Source organism: Pseudomonas sp. Pseusp16 (genome assembly GCF_047324915.1).
GTDB classification, from domain to species: Bacteria; Pseudomonadota; Gammaproteobacteria; order Pseudomonadales; family Pseudomonadaceae; genus Aquipseudomonas; species Aquipseudomonas fluorescens_CD.
The window spans coordinates 4,756,341-4,780,187 of record NZ_CP168522.1; the positions used below are offsets into that span (position 1 = coordinate 4,756,341).

Annotated in this window: 18 protein-coding genes and 1 pseudogene; 3 read left to right on the top strand and 16 right to left on the bottom strand. The window is 61.3% G+C overall.

The annotated features are described in order from the left end of the window. Window positions 1-5 precede the first annotated feature (5 nt). From hutI to hutC, 10 genes are all read right to left on the bottom strand, one after another. Window positions 6-1,211 (bottom strand): imidazolonepropionase, encoded by a 1,206-nt coding sequence (gene hutI / locus ACEN8Q_RS21550; RefSeq protein ID WP_413703714.1) that lies wholly within the window; start codon window positions 1,209-1,211, stop codon window positions 6-8. Window positions 1,212-1,391: 180 nt separating this feature from the next. After that, the gene (gene hutH / locus ACEN8Q_RS21555) at window positions 1,392-2,924 is read right to left on the bottom strand and encodes a histidine ammonia-lyase (RefSeq protein ID WP_413703715.1); all 1,533 of its coding nucleotides are present in this window, start codon (window positions 2,922-2,924) and stop codon (window positions 1,392-1,394) included. 115 nt (window positions 2,925-3,039) lie between these two features. Then, window positions 3,040-4,563, bottom strand: coding sequence for a histidine ammonia-lyase (gene hutH, locus ACEN8Q_RS21560; protein ID WP_413703716.1), 1,524 nt, complete (start codon window positions 4,561-4,563; stop codon window positions 3,040-3,042). Between the two features lie 157 nt (window positions 4,564-4,720). Further along, complete coding sequence (locus tag ACEN8Q_RS21565; RefSeq protein ID WP_008018926.1) at window positions 4,721-5,551, bottom strand: quaternary amine ABC transporter ATP-binding protein; 831 nt, start codon at window positions 5,549-5,551, stop codon at window positions 4,721-4,723. After that, on the bottom strand, window positions 5,548-6,399 hold the full coding sequence (locus ACEN8Q_RS21570) for an ABC transporter permease (protein WP_008018927.1): 852 nt from the start codon (window positions 6,397-6,399) through the stop codon (window positions 5,548-5,550). The genes ACEN8Q_RS21565 and ACEN8Q_RS21570 overlap by 4 nt, the downstream gene beginning before the upstream one ends. A gap of 70 nt (window positions 6,400-6,469) precedes the next feature. Then, window positions 6,470-7,438, bottom strand: coding sequence for an ABC transporter substrate-binding protein (locus ACEN8Q_RS21575; RefSeq protein WP_111286787.1), 969 nt, complete (start codon window positions 7,436-7,438; stop codon window positions 6,470-6,472). Between the two features lie 69 nt (window positions 7,439-7,507). Then, the gene (locus tag ACEN8Q_RS21580; protein WP_413423369.1) at window positions 7,508-8,977 is read right to left on the bottom strand and encodes a purine-cytosine permease family protein; all 1,470 of its coding nucleotides are present in this window, start codon (window positions 8,975-8,977) and stop codon (window positions 7,508-7,510) included. Between the two features lie 181 nt (window positions 8,978-9,158). Then, complete coding sequence (gene hutU, locus ACEN8Q_RS21585; RefSeq protein ID WP_008018930.1) at window positions 9,159-10,841, bottom strand: urocanate hydratase; 1,683 nt, start codon at window positions 10,839-10,841, stop codon at window positions 9,159-9,161. Window positions 10,842-11,337: 496 nt separating this feature from the next. Then, window positions 11,338-11,907, bottom strand: coding sequence for a HutD family protein (locus tag ACEN8Q_RS21590; RefSeq protein WP_413703717.1), 570 nt, complete (start codon window positions 11,905-11,907; stop codon window positions 11,338-11,340). After that, window positions 11,904-12,614, bottom strand: coding sequence for a histidine utilization repressor (gene hutC / locus ACEN8Q_RS21595; RefSeq protein WP_162135916.1), 711 nt, complete (start codon window positions 12,612-12,614; stop codon window positions 11,904-11,906). The genes ACEN8Q_RS21590 and hutC overlap by 4 nt, the downstream gene beginning before the upstream one ends. Before the next feature lie 146 nt (window positions 12,615-12,760). On the opposite strand from hutC, the gene ACEN8Q_RS21600 reads away from it, so the two are divergent. Beyond that, a complete protein-coding gene (locus ACEN8Q_RS21600; RefSeq protein WP_413703718.1) occupies window positions 12,761-14,125 on the top strand; it encodes a formimidoylglutamate deiminase in 1,365 nt (454 codons plus the stop codon). Window positions 14,126-14,235: 110 nt separating this feature from the next. Here ACEN8Q_RS21600 and ACEN8Q_RS21605 read toward each other — a convergent pair whose 3' ends face one another. Continuing rightward, on the bottom strand, window positions 14,236-14,805 hold the full coding sequence (locus ACEN8Q_RS21605; RefSeq protein ID WP_413423375.1) for a lipocalin family protein: 570 nt from the start codon (window positions 14,803-14,805) through the stop codon (window positions 14,236-14,238). A gap of 30 nt (window positions 14,806-14,835) precedes the next feature. Continuing rightward, complete coding sequence (locus ACEN8Q_RS21610) at window positions 14,836-15,090, bottom strand: hypothetical protein (RefSeq protein ID WP_008018937.1); 255 nt, start codon at window positions 15,088-15,090, stop codon at window positions 14,836-14,838. A gap of 295 nt (window positions 15,091-15,385) precedes the next feature. Between ACEN8Q_RS21610 and ACEN8Q_RS21615 the strand changes: the two are divergent. Beyond that, window positions 15,386-16,411, top strand: a pseudogene (locus ACEN8Q_RS21615) (cache domain-containing protein); the annotation flags it as partial. Window positions 16,412-16,501: 90 nt separating this feature from the next. Then, a complete protein-coding gene (locus ACEN8Q_RS21620; RefSeq protein ID WP_404942359.1) occupies window positions 16,502-17,266 on the top strand; it encodes a methyl-accepting chemotaxis protein in 765 nt (254 codons plus the stop codon). Between the two features lie 116 nt (window positions 17,267-17,382). Here ACEN8Q_RS21620 and ACEN8Q_RS21625 read toward each other — a convergent pair whose 3' ends face one another. From ACEN8Q_RS21625 to ACEN8Q_RS21640, 4 genes are all read right to left on the bottom strand, one after another. Further along, window positions 17,383-17,985 carry a DUF924 family protein gene (locus ACEN8Q_RS21625; RefSeq protein ID WP_413703719.1) on the bottom strand — a complete coding sequence of 201 codons (603 nt, stop codon included), beginning with the start codon at window positions 17,983-17,985 and terminating at the stop codon, window positions 17,383-17,385. A gap of 3 nt (window positions 17,986-17,988) precedes the next feature. After that, window positions 17,989-18,999 (bottom strand): class 1 fructose-bisphosphatase, encoded by a 1,011-nt coding sequence (locus tag ACEN8Q_RS21630; protein ID WP_015093094.1) that lies wholly within the window; start codon window positions 18,997-18,999, stop codon window positions 17,989-17,991. Window positions 19,000-19,202: 203 nt separating this feature from the next. Further along, on the bottom strand, window positions 19,203-20,534 hold the full coding sequence (locus tag ACEN8Q_RS21635) for a DUF3999 domain-containing protein (protein WP_413423473.1): 1,332 nt from the start codon (window positions 20,532-20,534) through the stop codon (window positions 19,203-19,205). Window positions 20,535-20,578: 44 nt separating this feature from the next. Beyond that, window positions 20,579-23,761 (bottom strand): DUF2339 domain-containing protein, encoded by a 3,183-nt coding sequence (locus ACEN8Q_RS21640; RefSeq protein WP_413703720.1) that lies wholly within the window; start codon window positions 23,759-23,761, stop codon window positions 20,579-20,581. Window positions 23,762-23,847 lie beyond the last annotated feature (86 nt).

Sequence of the window (23,847 nt, forward strand, 5' to 3'; positions counted from 1 at the left end):
CTCTCCTACAGACTTGTCTCGACGCCGTGACGCACGACGCGTTTTTCCAGGTCGCCGCCCAGCCAGTACGACAGGTCGGCCGGACGTTCGATTTGCCAGGCCACGAAATCCGCGACCTTGCCGACTTCCAGCGAGCCGTGGGTGTCGGCCATGCCCAGCGCGGTAGCGGCGTGAATCGTTGCACCGGCCAAGGCTTCTTCCGGAGTCATGCGGAAACAGGTGCAGGCCATGTTCAACATCAGGCGCAATGACAGCGCCGGCGAGGTACCCGGATTGAGATCACTGGCGATGGCGATTTTCACGCCGTGCTTGCGCAGGGCTTCCATTGGCGGCAATTGGGTTTCGCGCAGGAAGTAGAACGCTCCCGGCAGCAATACCGCGACGGTGCCAGATTCGGCCATGGCGATGGCGTCGTCTTCGGTCATGAATTCCAGATGATCGGCGGACAGTGCGTGGTAACGCGCTGCCAGGCTCGAACCGTGCAGCGACGACAACTGCTCGGCGTGCAGCTTCACAGGCAAGCCCAGTTTCTGAGCGGTGATGAATACGCGTTCGACCTGCGCCGGGGAAAACGCCAGGTATTCGCAGAACGCATCCACAGCGTCGACCAGCCCTTCGGCGGCCAGGGCCGGGAGCATGTCAGCGCAGATGTGATCGATGTAGTCGTCGGCGCGATCCTTGTATTCCGGCGGCAAGGCGTGAGCGGCCAGGCAGGTGCTGCGCACGCTGATTGGCAGTTCGGCACCGAGACGTCGGGCGACGCGAAGCATCTTGCGTTCGTTGGCCAGGTCGAGGCCGTAGCCGGACTTGATTTCGATGCTGGTGACGCCATCGCGCATCAGGCTTTTCAGGCGCTTGGCGGCGCTGGCGAACAATTCGTCTTCGCTGGCCGCACGGGTGGCACGCACGGTGCTGGCGATGCCGCCACCGCTGGCGGCGATTTCCGCGTAGCTGACACCTTGCAGGCGCTTTTCGAATTCGCCGCTACGGTTACCGCCGAACACCGTATGGGTGTGGCAGTCGATCAGGCCCGGCGTGACCCAGGCCCCGTTCAAATCGTTGACCGCCGGGTACTCGCCCGCCGGCAGGTCAGCGCGCGGGCCGATCCACTCAATGAGCGCACCGGACGTCACGATGGCCGCGTCTTCGATAATCGAATAGACGCCTTGCGCCATGGTTGCGACGTGGCAGTGTTGCCAGAGGATTTTCATCCCTTAGTCTCCACAAATTTCTAAATCGATTCGCGAGCAAGCCCGCTCCCACAGGGTTTACACAATCCACTGTAGGAGCGAGCCCGCTCGCGATGGTCCTCAACGATAACGCGCCCTGCCTGAATGCCCGCGTTGCCCAGGCGTTTTTCGCGAGCAGGCTCGCTCCTACAGGAGGGGGCCTTACAGGCTCGGCAGCAACTTGGTTGGAACCAGCTCGGTCAGGCAGCGCGAAGCCAACAACTCAGTCGCCGCATTGATGTCCGGTGCAAAGAAGCGGTCCTTCTCATAGAACGGCACTTCGTTACGCAGGATGGCGCGGGCCTGTTCCAGTTTCGGCGAGGTCTTCAGGCCGTTGCGCAGGTCCAGGCCCTGAGCCGCCGCCAGCCATTCCACGGCGAGAATCCCGCGGGTGTTCTCGGCCATTTCCCACAGGCGCTTGCCGGCCGCCGGGGCCATCGAGACGTGGTCTTCCTGGTTGGCCGAGGTCGGCAGGCTGTCCACCGAATGCGGATGGGACAGCGCCTTGTTCTCGCTGGCCAGGGCCGCCGCGGTGACCTGGGCGATCATGAAGCCGGAGTTCACGCCGCCGTTGGCCACCAGGAACGGCGGCAATTGCGACATGTGCTTGTCCATCATCAGCGAGATGCGACGCTCGCTCAGGGAACCGATTTCGGCGATGGCCAGGGCCATGTTGTCGGCGGCCATGGCCACCGGCTCGGCGTGGAAGTTGCCGCCGGAGATCACGTCGCCTTCGGCGGCGAACACCAGCGGGTTGTCCGAGACGGCGTTGGCTTCGATGGCCAGCACTTCGGCGGCCTGGCGGAACTGGGTCAGGCAGGCGCCCATGACTTGCGGCTGGCAGCGCAGGGAGTACGGATCCTGGACCTTTTCGCAGTTTTCGTGGGAGTCGGAGACTTCGCTGCGCTCGCCCAGCAGATCGCGGTAAGCGGCGGCGGCGTCGATCTGGCCTTTCTGGCCACGGGCGGCGTGGATGCGCGCGTCGAACGGCGAACGCGAACCCAGCACCGCTTCAACGGTCAGGCCGCCGAGGGCCAGGGCACCGGCGAACAGGTCTTCACCTTCGAACAGGCCGCGCAGGGCGAACGCGGTGGACACCTGGGTGCCGTTGAGCAGGGCCAGGCCTTCTTTCGCGGCCAGGGTCAGCGGGGTCAGGCCGGCGACTTTCAGCGCTTCGGTCGCTTCCATCCACTCGCCCTTGTAACGCGCCTTGCCTTCGCCCAGCAGCACCAGCGACATGTGCGCCAACGGCGCCAGGTCACCGGACGCACCGACCGAGCCTTTCAATGGTATGTGCGGGTACACCTCGGCATTGATCAGGGCGATCAGCGCGTCGATCACCACGCGGCGGATGCCGGAGAAACCACGGCTCAGGCTGTTGACCTTGAGCACCATGATCAGGCGCACCAGCTCGTCGCTGATCGGCTGGCCAACACCGGCGGCGTGGGACAGCACCAGCGAGCGCTGCAGGTTTTCCAGGTCTTCGCTGGCGATGCGGGTCGAGGCCAGCAGGCCGAAACCGGTGTTGATCCCGTAGGCGGTGCGGTTCTCGGCGAGGATCTGCTCCACGCAGGCCACGCTGGCCTCGATCTGGGCCGCAGCGCTGTGGTCGAGGGTCAGTTTCACCGGCTGCTGATAGACGTCACGCAGTTGGGTCAGGCTCAGTTGGCCGGGGATCAGGTTTAGCGCAGTCATTTTGTGCTCCTTTTGAGAGTTGTCATTAACTCACCAGACGCTCCGGAGTTGTCCGTTGTCCGTCGCGTCTGCCTTTTGGGGAGCCGCGCCTTGGCACGTTGGTGTTGTGTGGAAATCAGTTCAAATACGGCAAAGCTTTCTGCAGCAAGGCCGGGTCTTTCAAAACGCCCGCAGCAGCGGCGATGTCCGGTGCCAGCCAGCGGTCCTGGTCGTAGGCAGGAACCCGCTCGCGCAGCAGACGCCACGCCGCATCGGTGCCGGCGCCAAAACGTTGTTCCTTGAGGAATTCGAACGCCTGGGCCGCCAGCAGGTACTCGATGGCGAGGATCTGCGTGCAATTTTCCAGAGCGCGGTGCAGCTTCAGCGCGGCGTTAGTGCCCAGGCTCAGGTGATCTTCCTGCAGGCCTGAAGTCACGTAGTTATCCAGCACCGCCGGTTGCGCCAGTTGACGGTTCTCCGCACACAGCGAAGCCGCCACGTATTGCACGATCATCATCCCCGAGTTTACCCCCGGGTTGGCCACCAGGAAGGCCGGCAGACCACTGACGTGCGGGTTGATCAAACGGTCCAGGCGACGCTCGGCGATGGAGCCGATTTCCGCCATGGCAATCGCCAGCAGGTCCGCCGCCATTGCCACGGACTGGCCATGAGGGTTGGCCTGGGACACCACGCGGTAATTGTCCGCGGTGCCCAGCACCAGCGGGTTGTCGGTGGCACCGTTGAGTTCGGTTTCGATTTGCTTGGTCGCGTGCACCAATTGGTCGCGAGCGGCGCCGTGCACCTGCGGGATCGAACGAATGCTCAGGGCATCCTGCGTGCGAATGCCTTTGCTCTGGGCGATCACTTCGCTGCCGTCGAGCAAGGCCCGCAGATTGATCCCGACCTGTTGCATGCCCGGGTGCGGCTTGAGTGCAATGATCTCGGCGTCGAACGCGTCAATCTGACCGCGTTGGGCTTCGAAGCTCATTGCACCGATCACGTCGGCCCATTCCAGCAGGCGCGTGGCATCGGCAATCGCCAGGCAGCTCAGGCCGGTCATGCAGGGCGTACCGTTGACCAGGCACAAACCGTCCTTGGCACCGAGGCGAACCGGTTGCAGGCCTTCTTCGGCGAGGGCCTGCTGCGCGGAAACCACCTGACCGCGATAGCTGACATTGCCAACACCCAGCAGCGCGATGCCGATGTGCGCCATGTGGGTCAGGTAGCCCACGGAACCCTGGGACGGCACTTGCGGGGTGATACCACGGTTGAGCAGTGCCAGCAGTGCTTCGACGACCTGACGGTGCAGGCCGGATTTACCGTGGCTGTAGTTGACGATGGCCGCGCACATGATCGAGCGGGTCTGCTCGTCGCTCAATACCGCACCAACGCCACAGGCGTGGCTGAGCAAGGTATTGCGCGACAACTGGCTGAGTTGTTCGTCCTGCAGCGAGACGTTGCACAGCGCGCCCAGGCCCGTGTTGATGCCGTAGGCACGTTCGCCGCTGGTGACGATGCGCTGGACGATGGCCTGGGCATTTTCGATACGTGCCCAGATCGGCGCCGACAGCTCAAGCTGTGCGCCATGACGCGCCACGGCGACCACATCCCGCCAAGTGACCTGCGCCTCGGTGATAACGATTTTTTCAGCCTGGGACATCATTAACCTCGTGCGTACAACCTGAATATTGATGCAGCTCTACCGCCGCCTTCGCGAGCAAGCCCGCTCCCACATTGGAATGCGATCAACTGTGGGAGCGGCGGTGCGACGATTCGACTTGCTCGCGAAGAGGCCAGCTCAAACACTGCAAATCTCTTTAAACCACCGCCGCCCGACGCTGCACAAAGCGGTCGACATACTCATCCGCCGGCGAATGCAGGATCTCTCTCGGCGTGCCGACCTGGATCAGGCGGCCGTCCTTGAGAATCGCGATGCGGTTGCCGATGCGCACGGCCTCGTCGAGGTCGTGGGTGATGAAGACGATGGTCTTGTGCAGGGTCTTTTGCAGTTCCAGCAACTGATCCTGCATCTCCGCGCGGATCAGCGGGTCGAGGGCGCTGAACGCTTCGTCCATCAGGATGATGTCGGTGTCCGCCGCCAAGGCGCGGGCCAGGCCCACACGCTGACGCATGCCGCCGGAGAGCTGATGCGGGTATTTGTTTTCGTAGCCCTTGAGGCCCACGGTGTTGATCCAGTGCAGAGCACGCTCGGCGCACATGGCTTTGCTTTCGCCACGGATTTTCAGGCCGTAGGCGACGTTCTCCACCACAGTCTTGTGCGGCAACAGGCCGAAGCTCTGGAACACCATGCTGATCTTGCGCCGACGAAATTCGCGCAGGGCTTCCATGTCGTATTGCAGGATGTCCACGCCGTCCACCAGGATCGCGCCACTGGTCGGGTCGATCAGGCGGTTGAAGTGGCGCACCAGGGTCGACTTGCCGGAGCCGGACAGGCCCATGATCACGAAGATCTCGCCGCTACCGATGCTCAGCGACAGGTCGTTCACGCCGACCACGCAGCCGGTTTCGGCCAGTACCTGGTCCTTGGTCTTGCCCTGGCCGACCATGGCCAGCGCATCCTTGGCGCGGTTGCCGAAAATCTTGAAGACGTTCTTGACTTCGATCTTGCTCACGGTTGCGTTGTTCATTTGCTCACCTCATGCCGTGCGCGACCATACGCCTGTGTAATGCGGTCGATCACCACAGCCAGAATCACGATCGCCAGACCGGCTTCAAGACCACGTCCGACGTTGAGGGTCTGAATCCCCACCAGCACGTCTTCACCCAAACCACGGGCACCGATCATCGAGGCGATCACCACCATCGACAGGGCCATCATGGTGGTCTGGTTGATCCCGGCCATGATGCTCGGCAGGGCCAGCGGCAGTTGCACGCCGAACAGTTGCTGCCAGCGGTTGGCACCGAAGGCGTTGATCGCTTCCATCACTTCACCGTCGACCTGGCGAATGCCCAGATCGGTCAGGCGGATCAGCGGTGGTGCGGCGTAGATCACCGTGGCGAAAATCGCCGGGACCTTGCCCAGGCCAAACAGCATCAGCACCGGGATCAGGTACACGAAGCTCGGCATGGTCTGCATGATGTCCAGCAAAGGCATCAGCACCGAACGCAGGCGATTGCTGCGTGCCGAGAGAATGCCCAGCGGAATGCCGATCAGCACCGAGATGATCGTCGCCACCATCATCAGCGCCAGGGTCTGCATCAGCTTGTCCCAGAGGCCGACCGCACCCACCAGGAACAGCAGGCCGACGATAACCGCCGTGGTCACGACCTTGCGGGTCGCGTGCCAGGCCACGCCCGCCACGATAGCCAGCATCAGCCACCAGGGCGCTGCGCGCAGCAGGCCTTCAAGATTGACGATTGCCCACAACAGGGTGTCGGAGATGTGCCGGAACACGTCGCCGTAGTTGGTGACCAGCGAATCGACCCAACTGTTGACCCAGTCGGCGATGGAAAAGGTAAAGCTTTCGGGAAACATAAGAGACTCTCAATCAAGGGGTTGCGATCAAGCATCCGACTGCCGCTACCGGCAGTCGGAGAGGCCCAACCTACAAGGCCGCGTCGATTTTCTTGGCTGCGTCGTCGCTCACCCATGCGTGCCAGACTTCAGGATGTTCCTTCAAGAAGATCTTGGCCAGTTTTGGCGACTCGATCCGCTCTTTGGTCATGCGTCCCAGGTTCTGGTTCAGCAGGTCGATCGGCAGGTTGACCTTTTCCAGCACGGCCACCAGTTCCGGGGCTTCGTCGTGGAAGGTCTTGGACAGGCCGACCTTGATGGTCACGGTCTTGTCCACGCCCGGCTTCTCTTCGAGTTTCACCACGTCGACCTGGCCCATCAGCGGGGTTGGCGACCAGTAGTAGAACAGGATCGGCTCGCCACGCTTGTAGCTCGACAGTACGGCGGCATCCAGCGCCGGGCCGGTGCCTGGGCGGAAGTTGGTGTAGGTGCTTTCCAGACCGTAGCTTTTCAGCATTTCGCTGTTGTCCAGCTCACAGGTCCAGCCAGCCGGGCAGTTGTAGAAACGGCCCTTGGAGGGCTCTTCGGCGTCCTTGAAAATCGCCGAGTACTTGCCCAGGTCAGCAATGTTTTTCAGGTCTGGCGCCTTGGCTTCCAGCTTGCGCTTGGCATCGCCTTCGATCACGTAGCGCGGTACGTACCAGCCTTCGACGGCACCCACCACTGGCGCGCCGACACCGACGACTTTGCCGGCCTTCTCAGCCTTGTTCCAGACTTCGCTGCGGCCGACCCACTCTTCGGCAAACACCTGGATGTCGTTGCTGCTCAGGGCGTTTTCCATGGTGATGGAGTTGCCCGGCAGGCTGTCGGTCTTGCAGTCGTAGCCTTTCTCCAGCACGACTTGCAGCACGTCGGTCAGGAGCATGGCGCTTTCCCAGTTCAGGCCGGCAAATTTCACCGGTTTGCCCGACTCGCACCAACCCGCCGCCTGAGTGGCGCCAGCGCTGGCCAGCAGGCCCATGGAAAGCAATGTGGTCAGCAGGGTCTTGTTCGATTTCATTGTAGTGACGCTCCTAATCATGAATTGGCTTACGGCAGTCAAGAGGCATCCAGCCCTGTCCACGTCCAATCAGGCCTGCGCCGCAGCGCGACCCACATTCAGCTTTTGTTCGGTGATCGCGCCCTGCTCGACCGGCAGGATCAAACGATCAGGCACTGTGCCGTGCCATTTTTTTGCGCATACGTAATACAGGGCGGCGGGAAGCACCAGACCGATGACCCAGGAAATATCCACATCACCCAGGGCCGCCACCAGCGGACCGGTATAGAACTTGGTGGAAATGAACGGCAGTTGCACCAGCACACCGAACACATAGACGCTGATACCGAGAAGGTTCCAACGACCGTAGCGACCATTCGGATCGGCCAGAGCCGGTACGTCATAGCGCTCGCGAGTGATGCAGTAGTAGTCCACCAGGTTGATCGCGCTCCAAGGGGTAAAGAACGCCAGCAGGAACAGGATGAAAGACTTGAACGCGCCGAGGAACGAGTGCTGTCCGAGCAACGCCATCAGGGTCGCAGCACCGACGATGACCAGCACGAAGACCAGACGCTGCAAGCGCGTTACCTTCAGGTCACCACGGAAACCGCTGATGATGGTCGCAATGCACATGAAGCTGCCATAGGAGTTCAGCGTGGAGATGGTGACCTTGCCGAACGCGATGCTGAAGTACAGCAGCGCAGCGGTGGCACCGGTACCACCCAGACCAACGATGTAGGCCACTTCGTGGCCGGCGTATTGCCCGTTGGCCGAAGCGGCAGCGAACACGCCGAGGACCATTGCCACCTGCGCACCAATGACCGAACCTGCGCCCGCGGCAAAAAAAGTTTTCACCGCGGAAATCTTGCTCGGCAGGTAGCGAGAATAGTCAGCCACATAAGGGCCGAAGGCGATCTGCCAGGATGCCGCGAGCGACACCGCGAGCAAGAAACTGCTCCAGCTGAAGTGGCGGATTTGCAACAGTGCGCCAACGTCAACCTGGCTCATCAGACGGCTGAACAGATAAACAAAGGCAATCACGCCAATGACACTGGCAACACGGCCGATCCAATGGATCACCCGATAACCGAGCACCGTGACCAGCACGATGACACTGGCGAAAAGGAGGATGCCGACGGTGTCACTGACGCCAAACAATTGGCCCAGCGCCTGGCCGGAAAGCACGGTGCCCGTTGCAGTGAAACCGAGGTACATCAGACAGACCAGCACGATCGGGATGGCCGCGCCATAAACGCCGAACTGCACACGGCTGGAGATCATCTGCGGCAGGCCAAGCTTTGGACCTTGCGCGGCATGCAGCGCCATGACGCCACCGCCGAGCAGTTGCCCGATCAACAGTCCGATCAACGACCAGAACACGTCACCGCCCAGCACCACGGCCAAGGCCCCGGTGACAATCGCGGTGATTTGCAGGTTGGCACCCATCCACAGGGTGAACTGGCTAAACAGACGACCGTGTCTTTCCGCTTCCGGGATGTAGTCGATCGAGCGTTTCTCGATCAACGGTTTGCTGCCTGCACGTTCGCTGTTAACAGCCATGGTTCAACCTCTGTGGATTGTTATTGGTATTTGCTGTGAAACCGCTTTGTGTGGAACTGCTTTTTTGTGGGAGCGGGCTTGCTCGCGAAAGCGATGTATCAGCCAGCACAGATGTTGAATGTGCCGGCCTCTTCGCGAGCAAGCCCGCTCCCACAGGTAAAGCGGTGCCACAGGTTTGGCGTTATTTGCCAGTAATCATCGGCAGGTTCAGCCCTTGTTCCTTGGCGCAGTCGATGGCGATCTGGTAACCAGCATCGGCGTGACGCATGACACCGGTAGCCGGGTCGTTGTGCAGAACGCGAGCGATACGCTCGGCCGCCTCGTCAGTACCGTCGCAGACAATCACCATGCCCGAGTGCTGGGAGAAGCCCATGCCGACGCCGCCGCCGTGGTGCAGGGATACCCAGGTCGCGCCGCTCGCGGTGTTGAGCAGGGCGTTGAGCAGTGGCCAGTCGGACACGGCGTCGGAACCGTCCTGCATCGATTCGGTTTCACGGTTCGGGCTCGATACCGAACCGGAGTCCAGGTGGTCGCGACCGATCACGATTGGCGCAGACAATTCACCGCTGCGCACCATTTCGTTGAACGCCAGACCCAGCTTGGCACGCAGGCCCAGGCCAACCCAGCAGATACGTGCCGGCAGACCCTGGAAGCTGATGCGCTCGCGAGCCATGTCCAGCCAGTTGTGCAGGTGGGCGTCGTCCGGGATCAGTTCTTTTACTTTCGCGTCAGTCTTGTAGATGTCTTCAGCGTTGCCCGACAGTGCCGCCCAACGGAACGGACCGATGCCGCGGCAGAACAGTGGACGGATATAGGCCGGTACGAAGCCAGGGAAGTCGAATGCGTTTTCGACGCCTTCTTCTTGCGCCATCTGGCGGATGTTGTTGCCGTAGTCGAAGGTCGGGATGCCTTGCTTCTGGAATTCCAGCATCGCCTTGACGTGCACGGCCATCGATTGCTTGGCTGCTTTGATCACAGCTGCCGGCTCGGTCTTGGCACGAGCGCGGTACTCTTCCCAGGTCCAGCCAGCCGGCAGGTAGCCGTTGAGCGGGTCGTGGGCGCTGGTCTGGTCGGTGACCATGTCCGGACGCACACCGCGACGGACCAGTTCCGGCAGGATTTCTGCCGCGTTGCCCAGCAGGGCGATGGAAATCGCTTTGCCTTCTTTGGTGTATTTGGCGATGCGGGCCAGCGCGTCGTCGAGGTCTTTGGCTTGTTCGTCGACATAACGGCTTTTCAGACGGAAATCGATGCTGACCTGCTGGCATTCGATGTTCAGCGAGCAAGCGCCGGCCAGGGTTGCAGCCAGTGGCTGAGCGCCACCCATGCCGCCCAAGCCAGCGGTCAGTACCCACTTGCCGGTCAGGTTGTCGTTGTAGTGCTGGCGACCGGCTTCGACGAAGGTTTCGTAGGTGCCCTGGACGATGCCCTGGCTGCCGATGTAGATCCAGCTGCCGGCGGTCATCTGGCCGTACATGGCCAGGCCTTTGGCGTCCAGTTCGTTGAAGTGTTCCCAGCTCGCCCAGTGCGGTACCAGGTTGGAGTTGGCGATCAGCACGCGCGGGGCGTTGCTGTGGGTCTTGAACACGCCGACCGGCTTGCCGGATTGCACCAGCAGGGTCTCGTCGTCGTTCAGGTTGGTCAGGCTTTCGACGATCTTGTCGTAGCATTCCCAGTTACGTGCCGCACGACCGATACCACCGTAAACCACCAGTTCTTTAGGGTTCTCGGCAACTTCCGGATCGAGGTTGTTCATCAGCATGCGCAGCGGCGCTTCGGTCAGCCAGCTCTTGGCGGTCAGCTTGTTACCGCGGGCAGCACGGATTTCAACGTCACGAAACTTAGTAGGTTTATTGTCAGTCACGAAAAGAACTCCTCAGCAATCAATCCAAACCAACCCAGGCAGTGGGCGAGCAAGCCAATGGGCATCAGTGCACACCGGCGAATCAGTGGACGATGGTTGAGTCCTCGCGACTCATACACATACGTCTTTACTTGTACATACAAGCATATGCAATCAAGCGGCCAACTTGCTGGATGAGCATTCAAGAAAAATTCTGAAATGGCTGCAGAGCGCCTGGAACAAGGGTTTTGGCGTAGATGAAATTTTTCGAGGGGTTTTTTTGGAGGATAGGCGGGTTGTTACTTGAGCGTGGTTTTGCGCCACGCTGGGGCGTTCGGTAACAAAGTGGTGCGCGGAGGGAAACGATCTGAGGGATAAAACAACATCGCGGGCAAACCACGCTCCCTGTAGGAGCGAGCTTGCTCGCGATGGTCGTGAACGATAACGCGTAGAACCAGATGCCCAGCGGCGAATTTGGTTTTTTCGCGAGCGAGCTCGCTCCTACAGGGATGGTGTATCAGCGTGCAGAAAGTTCAATCACGCAGCAGGCAGCATTGCTGGTGACTTCCAGCAGGCCAGTGTTACCGACAAGTTGCAGGCAATCATGGCGACCCAGTTGTGAAGCACTGTTACCGACCTTCACTTCAAGCGAATCGCTGACACTGAATACCAGCACAGTCCCGGCCTCGCTGAAAAACCGCTGCTCACCGCTCAGCCATTGCAACCGCGTGCTGTAACGCTGCGGTGCGTAGATCAGGTTGAAGTCACGAATCGGACCGCCGAGCAACGTACAGGAAACCTTGCTTTCACCACTGAAGGCAAACGGGTCCAGCGGTAACAGTGGCCGCGTGCTCTGGCCGTCAACCGACAAGGTCATGCCGTCGCCCTGCAACACGGTGATGATCCGCTCGTAACCGGCGAACGTGGAAAACCCGCCCGATTCACCGATGTCGGCAATCGACAGGCGCCAGCCGAAGCCATCCAGGCCGGTGCCGGCATCGCGGGTGATTTCTTCGGTGCTGCCGCCGCCGTTTTTCCACGGCATGCGCGGGTAATCCTTGGCGCGTAAAACTTTCAGCTCATTCATTTGTGAAACCGACCTTCCAGACGATGACGGGAACCGGGGTGGATCAAGCGGGCGGCGGTCACCGGCTGGCGACCGGACCAGGTGCGGCGACGGATCAGCAGGCACGGCTCGCCCTTTTCAATCTGCAACAACTTGCACTCGGACGGCTCGGCCAGGATCGCCTCGACCACGTGCTCGCCTTCGGTCAGTGGCGCGACCTGGTTCAGATAGGCGTATGGCGTTTGCAGGGTGAAGTCCTGCTTGAGGTAGTCCGGCGCCACCAGCGCATTGACGAAACGGTCTTCGATTTGCACCGGAATATCGTTTTCGAAATGCACGATCAGCGAGTGGAACACCTTTTGCCCTTCGCGCATGTCCAGGGCCAGGGCGCGCTCGGAACCGGCGGCCTCTTCTTCAAGGGTGATGACCTTGCAGGTGTGGCGATGACCGCGAGAGGCGATTTCGTCGGCGATGTTGTGCACTTCGAACAGTGCGGACTGGCTTTTCGGCTCGGCGACGAATGTGCCGACGCCTTGCATGCGCACCAACAGACCGTCGGCAGTCATCTCGCGCAGCGCGCGGTTGATGGTCATGCGACTGAAGCCCAGCTGGCTGACCAGCTCGCTTTCCGACGGCACGCGGTAGTGCGGCGGCCAGTTTCCACTGTCGATTTGCTGGGTGATCATCTGTTTGACGCGGGCGTACAAGGGCGCCGGACTGTCGCCCATGTTCGCGGCCAACGGAGAGACTGGAGGCGGAGTCGGCACGGTTAATCCTTGTTCGTTGAAAAGAGATTGCTAGCTTGCCGGAGTTTACCGGGCAGGCAAACGTCTGTATATGTATATACAAATAACACACGATGGGGTGCTGAACCATGTCCGCCTTCTTTGCCGAACGCGCGCTGCTGCCTAGTGGATGGGCCAACAATGTACGTCTTGAGGTCAACGCCGACGGCGTATTGACCCATATCCAGGCCGATTCCCATGCAGATGGCGCCGAGCGGTTGAGCGGCCCGCTGCTGCCGGGCATGCCGAATCTGCACTCCCACGCCTTCCAGCGGGCCATGGCCGGGCTGGCGGAAGTGGCAGGCAATCCGAACGACAGTTTCTGGACCTGGCGCGACCTGATGTATCGTCTCGTCGGAAAAATCAGCCCGGAGCAACTCGGCGTCATCGCTCGTCAGCTGTACATCGAAATGCTCAAGGCCGGTTACACCTCGGTCGCAGAATTTCACTATGTGCATCACGACAGCAATGGTCAGCCTTACGCGGATCCGGCCGAGCTGGCCCTGCGTATCAGCCAGGCTGCCAGTTCCGCCGGTATCGGATTGACCCTGCTGCCGGTGCTCTACAGTCACTCCGGTTTCGGTGGCCAGGCGCCGAACGACGGTCAGCGCCGTTTTATCAACAGCACGGAAAACTACCTGAAGCTGCAATCGCGCCTGCAACCGGTCCTGGCGCAACAGCCGGCGCAGGCCCTGGGCCTGTGCTTCCATTCGCTGCGCGCGGTCACGCCGCAGCAGATCAGCGAAGTGCTGGCGGCCAGCGACAAGCAATGCCCGGTGCACATCCACATCGCCGAACAGCAGAAAGAAGTCGACGACTGCCTGACCTGGAGCGGTCGTCGCCCGCTGCAATGGCTGTACGAAAACATCGACGTCGATCAGCGCTGGTGCCTGGTCCACGCGACTCACGCCAACCCGGAAGAAGTCACCTCGATGGCCAAGAGTCGCGCCATCGCCGGCCTGTGCCTGACCACCGAAGCCAACCTGGGGGACGGGATTTTCCCGGCGGTGGATTTCCTCGCCCAGGGCGGCCGCATGGGTATCGGTTCCGACAGCCATGTGTCATTGAGCGTGGTGGAAGAATTGCGCTGGCTGGAATACGGCCAGCGTCTGCGCGACCAGCGGCGTAATCGTTTGTATGGCGCGGATCAGCCAATGGTCGGCCGCACGTTGTTCGATGCAGCGCTGGACGGCGGTGCTCAGGCGCTGGGTCAGCCGATTGGTGCACTGGAAGTCGGCAAGCGCGCCGACTGGCTGGTGCTCGACGGCAACGATCCGTATCTGGCGACAGCCAGCGGCGACGGAATTCTCAATCGTTGGCTGTTTGCCGGCGGCGATCGTCAGGTGCGGGATGTGTTGGTCAATGGCCAGTGGGTGGTGCGGGATGGGCGGCATGCCGGCGAAGAAGAAAGCAGCCGTGCGTTCACCCAGGTACTGCACGACCTTCTAGGCTGACACCGAAACAATACTGTAGGAGCGAGCTTGCTCGCGATGGTGTATCAGGCGCCTTGGCGTCGACTGACACTCCATCGCGAGCAAGCTCGCTCCTACAAGGGTTTGTACGGTCAGTCCGAGGTCTTGGCCATCTGCTGTTCCGACGCCCGCCAGATCAGCCGCGTGGTGTCGTAACCCTGCTGACGCGCCTTGCTCAGCAACTCCTCACGCACCACACCGTTCACGGTCGGGCTGCGCGACAACAACCACAAATACTTGCGGCTTGGATCCCCGACAATGGCGGTCTTGTAGTCATCGCTGACGTACAGCACCCAGTATTCACCCTTCGCCGTACCCGGAATCAGCCTGGAGAACCAGGTATCGAATTCGACCCACAGCTTGTCGTTCTTGCCGGGCTCCTGTGGATAAGCCGTGCCCTTGACCTCTTCCCATTGCCACTGCGCCGTCAGGCAGCGGTTCAACACGGCAATGTTGCCGTCAGGCTTGAGCGTGTAATGGGCTTCGGATTGCGCGCAGTCGCGCTGGAAGTACATCGGCATGCGGGCCAGCTCGTACCAGGTGCCCTGGTAGCGCTTGAGGTTGACGCTTTTGACAGTCTTGGGGGCCAATGGATCCTGGCCAGGCGTGGCACAACCGGCCAACATCAGGCCGGCGAAAAGGATGATCAATAACTGCTTCATTATTTTTCTCCCGCGGGCAAACGCCCCGGTTTACTTCAGGCCTTGGCCGGAAAACATCAGCACTTTGTCACCGGCGAACTGCACGCTGATAAAGCTGTTCTTGTCGCCCCAGGTGCAACTGGACATGCCGAGCGCGCCTGAACAATCGGCGGGTTTGCCCAACAGGGTTTCCACATCGGCCTTGGCCATGCCGGACGAGAGCTTCGAGTAGTTTTCCTGATTGACCTTGCTGCAGGCAGCCAGCAACACACAGAACGAAAGCAGGGCGATGGAACGCAACGACATGGTGAAACTCCGGGGGGGCGTAAGGGATTGGCATGGCTGCCAAGCTGAAGCTTAGAAGAGAAAACCCCTGTGTGGTTCCGTGCCCGGCAGGCTATTTATCGGGCCACTCGTCTACCTTTTGCCGAAAATCAACCAATTCCCTTGTTAATCGAGCATTTCGTCGTTTTTCAGCAAATCTGCCTAATCTTTGGCGCCGTTCAGTCGACATACATGCAACGCAAAGCCACGTCGTTGGCATTTGCTCCCCCCTTTTGTAGACCTGACCCTCTGCGGTAGCTCACCCATGACCAGAAACATGAAGTTCAGCCACAAGATCTTGTTGGCTGCCGCCCTCGTGGTGGCTGTCGCATTCGCTTGTTTCATCCTGTTCAACGACTATCGCCAGCGCGAAACCTTGCGCAACAGCACCGAAGCCTCGATGCAGGAACTCGGCAGCCTGACCACCAGCAACATCAAGACCTGGCTGGAAAGCCGCATGCAATTGCTACAGTCGATGGCCCAACAGATCACCGCCGATGGTAATGCTCCCGCTGGCCTGAAACGGATCATCGACCTGCCCGCCTACACCGGCAATTTCCAGCTGAGCTACTTCGGTGGCGCCGACGGCGTAATGTTCTCGGTCCCGGCGGGCAACCGCGCGGCGGACTACGACCCACGCGCCCGTGGCTGGTACAAGGCGGCCAATAGCGCCCAACAGAGCATCGTCACCGAACCGTACATTGCCGCGTCTTCCGGCAAGCTGGTCATCACCGTGGCCACCCCGGTGCAGCACCAGGGCCAGATGATCGGCGTCGCCGGCGCCGACATCGACCTGTCCAGCGTCAGCGCGATCATCAATTCGTTGAACTTCGGCGGCCACGGTCATGCGTTCATCGTCGGTGCCGACGGCAAGATCCTGATTCACCCCGACAGCAAGCTGGTGCTCAAGAGCCTGGCCGAGGCCTATCCGGGCGACACACCCAAAGTCAGCGCGGGCATGAAAGAAGTCGAGATCGACGGCAAGCGCCAGTTCATCTCTTTCACCCACGTCAACGGCGTGCCATCGGCGGACTGGTATGTGGCGCTGGTGCTCGACCAGGAAACGGCGTTCTCGATGCTCAGCGAATTCCGCACCTCGGCAATCATCGCCATGGTGATTGCCGTGGTGATCATCATCGCCTTGCTGGGCATGCTGATCAGCCTGCTGATGCAGCCGCTGCTGACCATGGGCCGCGCCATGCACGACATCGCCGAAGGCGAAGGTGACCTGACCAAACGCCTGACCATTCACGGCCACGACGAATTCGGTGCGCTGGGACTGTCCTTCAACCGCTTCGTCGAGCGCATCCATGCCTCGATCATCGAAGTGTCCTCGGCCACCGGCCAGGTCAACGAGGTGGCGTTGCGCGTGGTCGCAGCCTCCAACTCGTCGATGTACAACTCCGACCAGCAAGCCTCGCGCACCAGCAGCGTGGCAGCGGCCATCAACCAGCTCGGGGCCGCCGCCCAGGAAATCGCCCAGAACGCCGCCCTGGCTTCGCAACATTCCAGCGATGCCCGCAGCCTGGCCGAAGACGGCCAACAGGTGGTGGATAAAACCATCGCGGCGATGCAGCAGCTTTCGGCCAAGATCAGCGATTCGTGCGGCAACATCGAAACCCTCAACAGCAACACGGTCAACATCGGACAGATTCTGGAAGTGATTACCAGCATCTCCCAGCAAACCAACTTGCTGGCACTCAACGCCGCCATCGAAGCAGCGCGGGCCGGTGAAGCCGGTCGTGGTTTTGCCGTGGTGGCCGATGAGGTGCGCAACCTCGCTCACCGCACCCAGGACTCGGCGCAGCAAGTGCAGACGATGATCGAAGAGCTGCAAGTCGGCGCCCGGGCAGCGGTGGGCATCATGACCGACAGCCAGCGTCAGAGCGAAAGCAGCGTTGGTATCGCCAACCAGGCTGGTGAGCGCCTGGGCAGCGTGACCCAGCGCATCGGTGAGATCGATGGCATGAACCAGTCGGTCGCCACCGCGACTGAAGAACAGACGGCCGTGGTGGAGTCGATCAACGTCGACATCACCGAGATCAACACGCTGAACCAGGAGGGTGTGGAGAACCTGCAGTCGACCTTGCGAGCGTGTGCCGATCTTGAGCAGCAGGCGGCGCGGTTGAAGCAGTTGGTGGGTAGTTTCAGGATCTGATTGCTCTCTCGGGCCTCTTCGCGAGCAAGCCCGCTCCCACAGTGGATCTGTGTCGTTCACGAATCCCTTGTGGGAGCGGACTTGCTCGCGAAGACGGCATCGGCCGCAAAGAAGAGCTAGAACCTTGAACCGGGTTTCGACAGAAACTCCAATTCCTCAGCCGTAGACTCCCGCCCCAACACCGCATTGCGATGCGGAAACCGTCCAAACTGCGCAATCACTTTCTGATGCCGCTCGGCATAGTCCAGGTAATCGCTGAACAGTGCCCGATCAGCCTCCGGCTGCCGCTCCACCAGTTCGAGGTAGCGCGAGACGCCTTCGTTCTGCACCGCGAGGTTTTCGCTGTGCTCGAACACCAGGAAGATGAATACCCGCTGAATCGGCTGCAATTGCCGGTCGAAATCTGCGGCAATGCCTTGGGCTACCAGCTTCTGCGCCCGGAGGTCGCCTGCAAAGGCTTTGGGAGTATCGCGAAAGATCATTCGCGGGATTTGATCGAGCAACAGCACCAGGGCCAGCCAACCTTCGGGACGTTGCATCCACTCGGTCAATCCGCCGGCCAGTGCCTGCTCGGTCCAGTCCCCGAAACGCTCGCGCGCTTCGAGGTCCTGGCTGTCGCGCTTGCCGAACCATAACCTGCCCTTCTGCGCCGCCACTTCGCTCGCCGATCCGGAGCTTCCGAACCACCAATCAAGCAACGGCTGCCAGGGCGCGGTCATGGTTTATTCCTTGTGGTAAGCCGTGACGCGGGCAACTTCTTCTTTCGAACCGAGGAACACCGCAACACGCTGGTGCAGGCCTTCCGGCTGGATGTCGAGGATGCGCTGGTGACCGTCGGTGGATGCGCCGCCCGCCTGTTCCACCAGGAACGACATCGGGTTGGCTTCGTACATCAGGCGCAGTTTGCCCGGCTTGGATGGCTCGCGGCTGTCGCGTGGGTACATGAACAGACCGCCGCGGGTCAGGATGCGGTGCACGTCGGCGACCATCGCAGCGACCCAGCGCATGTTGTAGTTCTTTTTCAGCGGGCCTTCATCGCCTGCCAGCAATTCGCCGACGTAGCGCTGTACCGGTGCTTCCCAGTGACGCTGGTTGGATGCGTTGATGGCAAATTCCTGGGTGGCTTCAGGAATGGTGATGTTTTCGTGAGTCAGTACGAAGCTGCCCATTTCACGGTCCAGGGTGAAACCTTTCACGCCGTCGCCCAGGGTCAGGATCAACATGGTCTGCGGACCGTAGATCGCGTAACCGGCGGCTACTTGCTGGGTACCTGGCTGCAGGAAGGCCTTTTCATTCAAGGGCTCGTTCTGGCTCAGGTATTCGTTCGGGCAACGCAGCACAGAGAAGATGGTGCCGACCGGGGCGTTGATGTCGATGTTCGACGAACCGTCCAGCGGGTCGAATACCAGCAGGTAGGCGCCTTTCGGGTATTTGCCCGGGATCTGGTAGGCGTTGTCCATTTCTTCGGACGCCATGCCGGCCAGGTGACCGCCCCATTCGTTGGCTTCGAGCAGGATCTCGTTGGAGATCACGTCGAGCTTCTTCTGCACTTCGCCCTGGACGTTTTCAGTGCCCATGCTGCCCAGAACGCCACCCAGGGCGCCTTTGGACACGGCGTGGTTGATCTCCTTGCAGGCACGCGCCACCACTTCGATCAGGAAGCGCAGATCGGCAGGAGTGTTGTTGCTGCGGGTCTGCTCAATCAAATAGCGACTCAAGGTAACGCGGGACATGGACGGCTCCGGTGGAATGGGGGGGCTAAAAACCCGCGCAGTTTAGCGCGAGTCGGGGCGCATTTCCTCCTATCAGACGTGATCGACTGAAGAGAGTTCATGTGCGGGGATGAGCGTAGATGGAAAAGGGCTGGGTGCGAGCCGGAAAGTAGCGGTCATATCAGCATTTTTTACTGACTGATATACCGCTATCGCGGGCAAGCCTAGGGTTTGACCGGCGGCTTGCGCAGCAAGCTGAACGCCATCGCCACCAGGAACACCACGCAGAGCAACAACACCGCCCACAAGCCGAATTTTTTCCAGTTGGTGTCGATCGGCGCAGTCGTGGTGCCTGTCGACGGCTTCGCAGCCACCGCCCCGACATCCACCATGGCCCGGCCCAGGGTCGCGAGCTTCGCCGGGCTGTAATCCGGAATCAGCGTCGACAGCGGCAAGTTCGCCGCCTTCGCCGTCGAACTCCCCACGACCAGGGTGTAAGGCCCTGGCCCACGCGCCAGAAACACCAATTGCGTGGCGCGCACGGCAAACTTCAGCATCGGTGCCTGATCACCCAGGCCGCCGCCGCGTTCGTCCACGGTCAGTTTCAATTGCTGGACGATTTGCCCTGACAACTGCAATTCGTTTTGCACCACATCCTGACCGTTCTGGGTCAGGCGATAGAGCAGACCGTTGCCCAGCGACTGCCATGGCAGGCTGCTGTCGCGCCGACCGGCCAGGCTCACCGGCGCCAGGCTGTTGGGCTGACTCAACTCGATCTGCACTCGCTCGACGTTCAGCCCCATCGGCAACTGCCAGGTGTATTCACCCGCCTTCACGCTGCTGCCGGCCAACGCCTGGGACCAGACCAACGGCAACGGCAGGCTGCGGGTACTGCTGCTTTGCAGTTGCGCCGAGGTCAGTGTCGGTGCCGAATGCGGCGTGATCCACAGCAATCGCAAGTAGCGCGCCGGCTGGCCCGGCAGGCCGATTTCATGCTGCTCGACCCGCTCGTCGGAAAAACTCAGGCGCGCCACCTGCCCTTCGCCCCAGGATTGCCAATGCTGCAAATCGTCGCTGGCTTCGAGTGTGAAACGCTGGAAGCCGTCGCGCTCGCTGGTCCAGTCGAGAATCAATTGCTGCAACGGCGCCTTGATCGCGGACGCGTCGAGCAACCAGCCGCGCAACTCCTCCTCACCCGGCTCCAGCTGGCTGGAGGGCTGCACCTCGACCAAGGTGCCATTGGTGTTCGATTGCACCCGCACGCCCGGCGCAGTTTCAGGCGCATCCACCGAGCTGTACAACGGAAACCATTTCACCTCGTTCAAGGTGCGGGTTTCGCGGCTCTGCGCCGACTCCCGGGCCAAGGCATAAGCCTGAACATCGCCCACGGCATTGAACACACGCACATCGCTCAGGTCAGCCTGCCGTGCATTCAGTTGTACGCTCAGGGGCAGTTCAAGGCGATACCAAGGGCCTTCGCCCGCCACCGCCAAGGGCACCTGGGAGGTGAAGTCCGCCGGTTTTTCCTGGGCAACCGCTGACAACACAACACCCATTGCAACAACGCCCAGCCAACCCAGCTTCAGCTTCAGCTTCTGACTCAAGACGACACTCCTTCGGATTCCGGGGCCGGTTTCTCGGTATCCGGCACAGCTTCGGCGCGTTTGGGTGGCAGCGGGGCGAAATAGCCCACCACCAGCAGCAACACGCCGACTCCGATAAACGACACGATTCGCGCCAGCCCGCCGCGATTGCTCAATTCAATAAAGAACAGCTTGGCCACGACCACACCGATCAAGGCAGCACCGATCAGCCAGACTTCACGGCGGCGACGCAAATGGCCGCCGATCATCAGGCTCAGGGCCATCAAGGTCCAGACGATGGACAGGCCGGCCTGCACACGCATCGACTCCAGCAACGGACCCAACTCGAACGGCACCCCGCTCCAGTGGTGCGCCGTACGCATGACCAAGGCGGTAAAGAACAGGAACAGCGAGGCACCAGCGACCCCTTGCGTGATTTTAGTGGCGTAATGCTCGGGGACCGCCAGTTGTGTCATTGCGCTGCGGGACCAGACATAGACACCGAACAACGCAAACAACAGGCCCAGTTCCAGCGGGTTGATCAATGGCACGTAGGGCAGTGGCTCGGCGTTGCCGTCACTGGCGACATTCGCCAGCCAGAACCAGCCGAGCATCAGCAAAGCCAGCGGTGCGCCAGCGTATACACGGTATTGCCGCGAATACGTCGACACTGGCCACGGCCACGCACGAGGTGCCGCCGCCAAAACCAGATAAAGGCTTGGCAGAATCGCCCAGCCCAGCCAGCGCCAGGCGTTGTATTGCTCGGACAACACCAGCAAGCCATAACGCAATTCCAGAGCCAGCACCCCCATCAACAGCCAGCAGCCGAGCACATGGGCGACGCTTGGCACGAGCGCCGGCAGCATGGTCGCCAGGCGTCGCAGGGACATGAAATGCACAACGAACACCGCAGCCCACGCCAGCCAGCCGAAGTTGGCCGCCGGGTGATAACGCGGGTGCCAGGCCGCGAGCAGCACCAGCGCCGCCGCTGGAATCAACACCGTGCAGAGCACTCCCAATGACGGCCAACTCAGGCGCAGCGCCAATACCGTCCACAGCGCAACACTCGCGGCGGCGATGCTCAACAACAAGGTCGCCTGCACCGGCAACGGCGCAAAATGCAGCACGTCGATGACCCAGGCCAACGCCCACCAGCCTGCGCCCCACACCAGCAGCGCCTGGGACAACAGCGACAGACTCGGCCCCGCCAGCGCTCCACGCGCATGCCCCACCTGCAAACGCCAGGCCCCGACCATCGCAGCCAGCCCCAGCATCAGCGGCGCCCAGAACCCGCCATGGGCCAGGGCGCGCGGGTCGTCACTGAACAACGGTCCTGTCGTCAGGAACAGCGCGCCACCCAACAATTGCACAGCAAGCGCGGTGTACACGAACGTGCGCGATGCCAGGTGCAATCCCGCAAGCAACGTCAGCGCCCCGGCCAAGGCCCAACTGATCACCGTACCGTGACTGAAGAAAAACAACGGTGCCAGCAAATAGAGAAACGCCAGCCCGAGGCAAGCCAGGACTGGCAGGCCTTTCAGCTCCCAAGGCCTGATCTGTTCCGGCAAGGCTTTACGCAATTGGTAGAAGCTGAACAGCAACGCGACGCCCAACAGCAGCGCGCCTAACGGAACACCGCCAAGCAGGCTGTTCTCGCTGCTGTGCAACTCGCCGAGAAATGCCAGCGCCGCCCCCAATTGCAGCAGCAAGGCAAAGACCCGGGCCAAGGGCCTTTGCTGGCGCAGACCGAGCCAGAAGATCCCCGCGCCTTCCACCGCCCACGCCGCCGTCGTCCAGCGTGCATCGAGCCCCAGCGGAATCGCCAGGCTGGCGAAGATCACGCCCAAGGCCAGGCAGGTTTCCCCCAATAACACGGTGCGACCGACCATCAGCCAACGGGCGAGCCCCATGTAGATCATGCCCAGCGCCAAGGCACTGAACGCCGCAGCGAACTCCAGATGCTGTACCAGTGCGAACTGCAAGCCGAAACCCACTAGCGGCGGGCCGAACAGCAGCGTGCCGTCGACGTAGTCACCCTTGCGCGCCGACCACTGCAGCAGCGCTTCACGACTGCCCTCTGCCGGCGGATCGCTCAGCTCCATCAGCTTGCGCCGGGCGAACAGCAGACCAATGGCCAGGTACATCAGGAAAAACACAATCAGGAACGGCTCGGTGCTCCAGAGCAACTCGGGCGAGTAGGAACGCAGGCCCCAGGCGAAACCGATGCCGAAGGTGCCGGTGAACCCGATGACATTCAACAGCCGCCAGGCCTTGAACCAGGCGATGACGAGGATGCCGGCGTCAAGCAGGACAAAGTAGCTGAAAAGCGCGACGTGGCTGCCGGCACCGGTGGAGGCCAGGATGGGCGCGGCGAATCCACCCAGTGCGGCAGCTGCGGCCAGCCCCAGGGAGTCCTGGGTAATGGCGAGGATCGCCGAACAGACGGTCACCGCCACCAGCAGGCCGAACGCCGCCGAAGGATCGAGTAGCGGATGCAGGCGCATCGCGGCAAACACCGTCAGGTACAACACGGCAATCCCGGCGCCTTGCAGGATCAATGCGTAACTGCCGTTGCGGGCCCTCAACCACCAGCCCAATCCGAGCAAGCCCAATGCTGCGGCCGCTACGCCGGCGTAACGCAATTCAAGCGGCACCACCATGCCTTCGGTGGCGTAGCGCAGCAGAAAGGCCAGGCCGAGGAACAGCAACACCACGCCGACCCGCAACACGGTATTGCCGCCGAACAGCCAGGCCCGGGCGCAGCTGATCGCGCGCTCGATGAGATTCGGGCCACGCGGTGTGACAGGCGGTTGCGCTTGGCGAGCGGTCGTCTCGGATTTCCAGGCATCGATAGTCGGACGACTGATTTCGCTGGCCGCTGCGGGGATCGGCTCGAGTTCGGGTGGCAGCTCCCAGATCAATTCCGGGGTAGCCGCAGGGGCTTCTTCAAGGAGGATTTCAGGTGATACCAGCGGTTCGCGGCTTTCCGGCGCCTTGACGCCCGATGCTTCGAGCGCTGCCAGCCGTTGTTCGACCGCCTGTAGCACACGCTGTTGCTCGACTGCCCGAAGGTCCAGGCGAGCAATGCGAATGGCCTGGCCGATACCCAATCCGAGTAATGCGCCCAGCAGTGCATCACTGAATGACTCGTCGAGCATCCAGCCGAGCACCAGCCCTGTCAGCATGAAAATCCATTGCATGGTCGATATCCCTAAGCGGCCCTGAATCAGGGCATATCCGGTGATTCAGACTAGTAAACAGTCACCCGGAATCCAATGTGGGCACA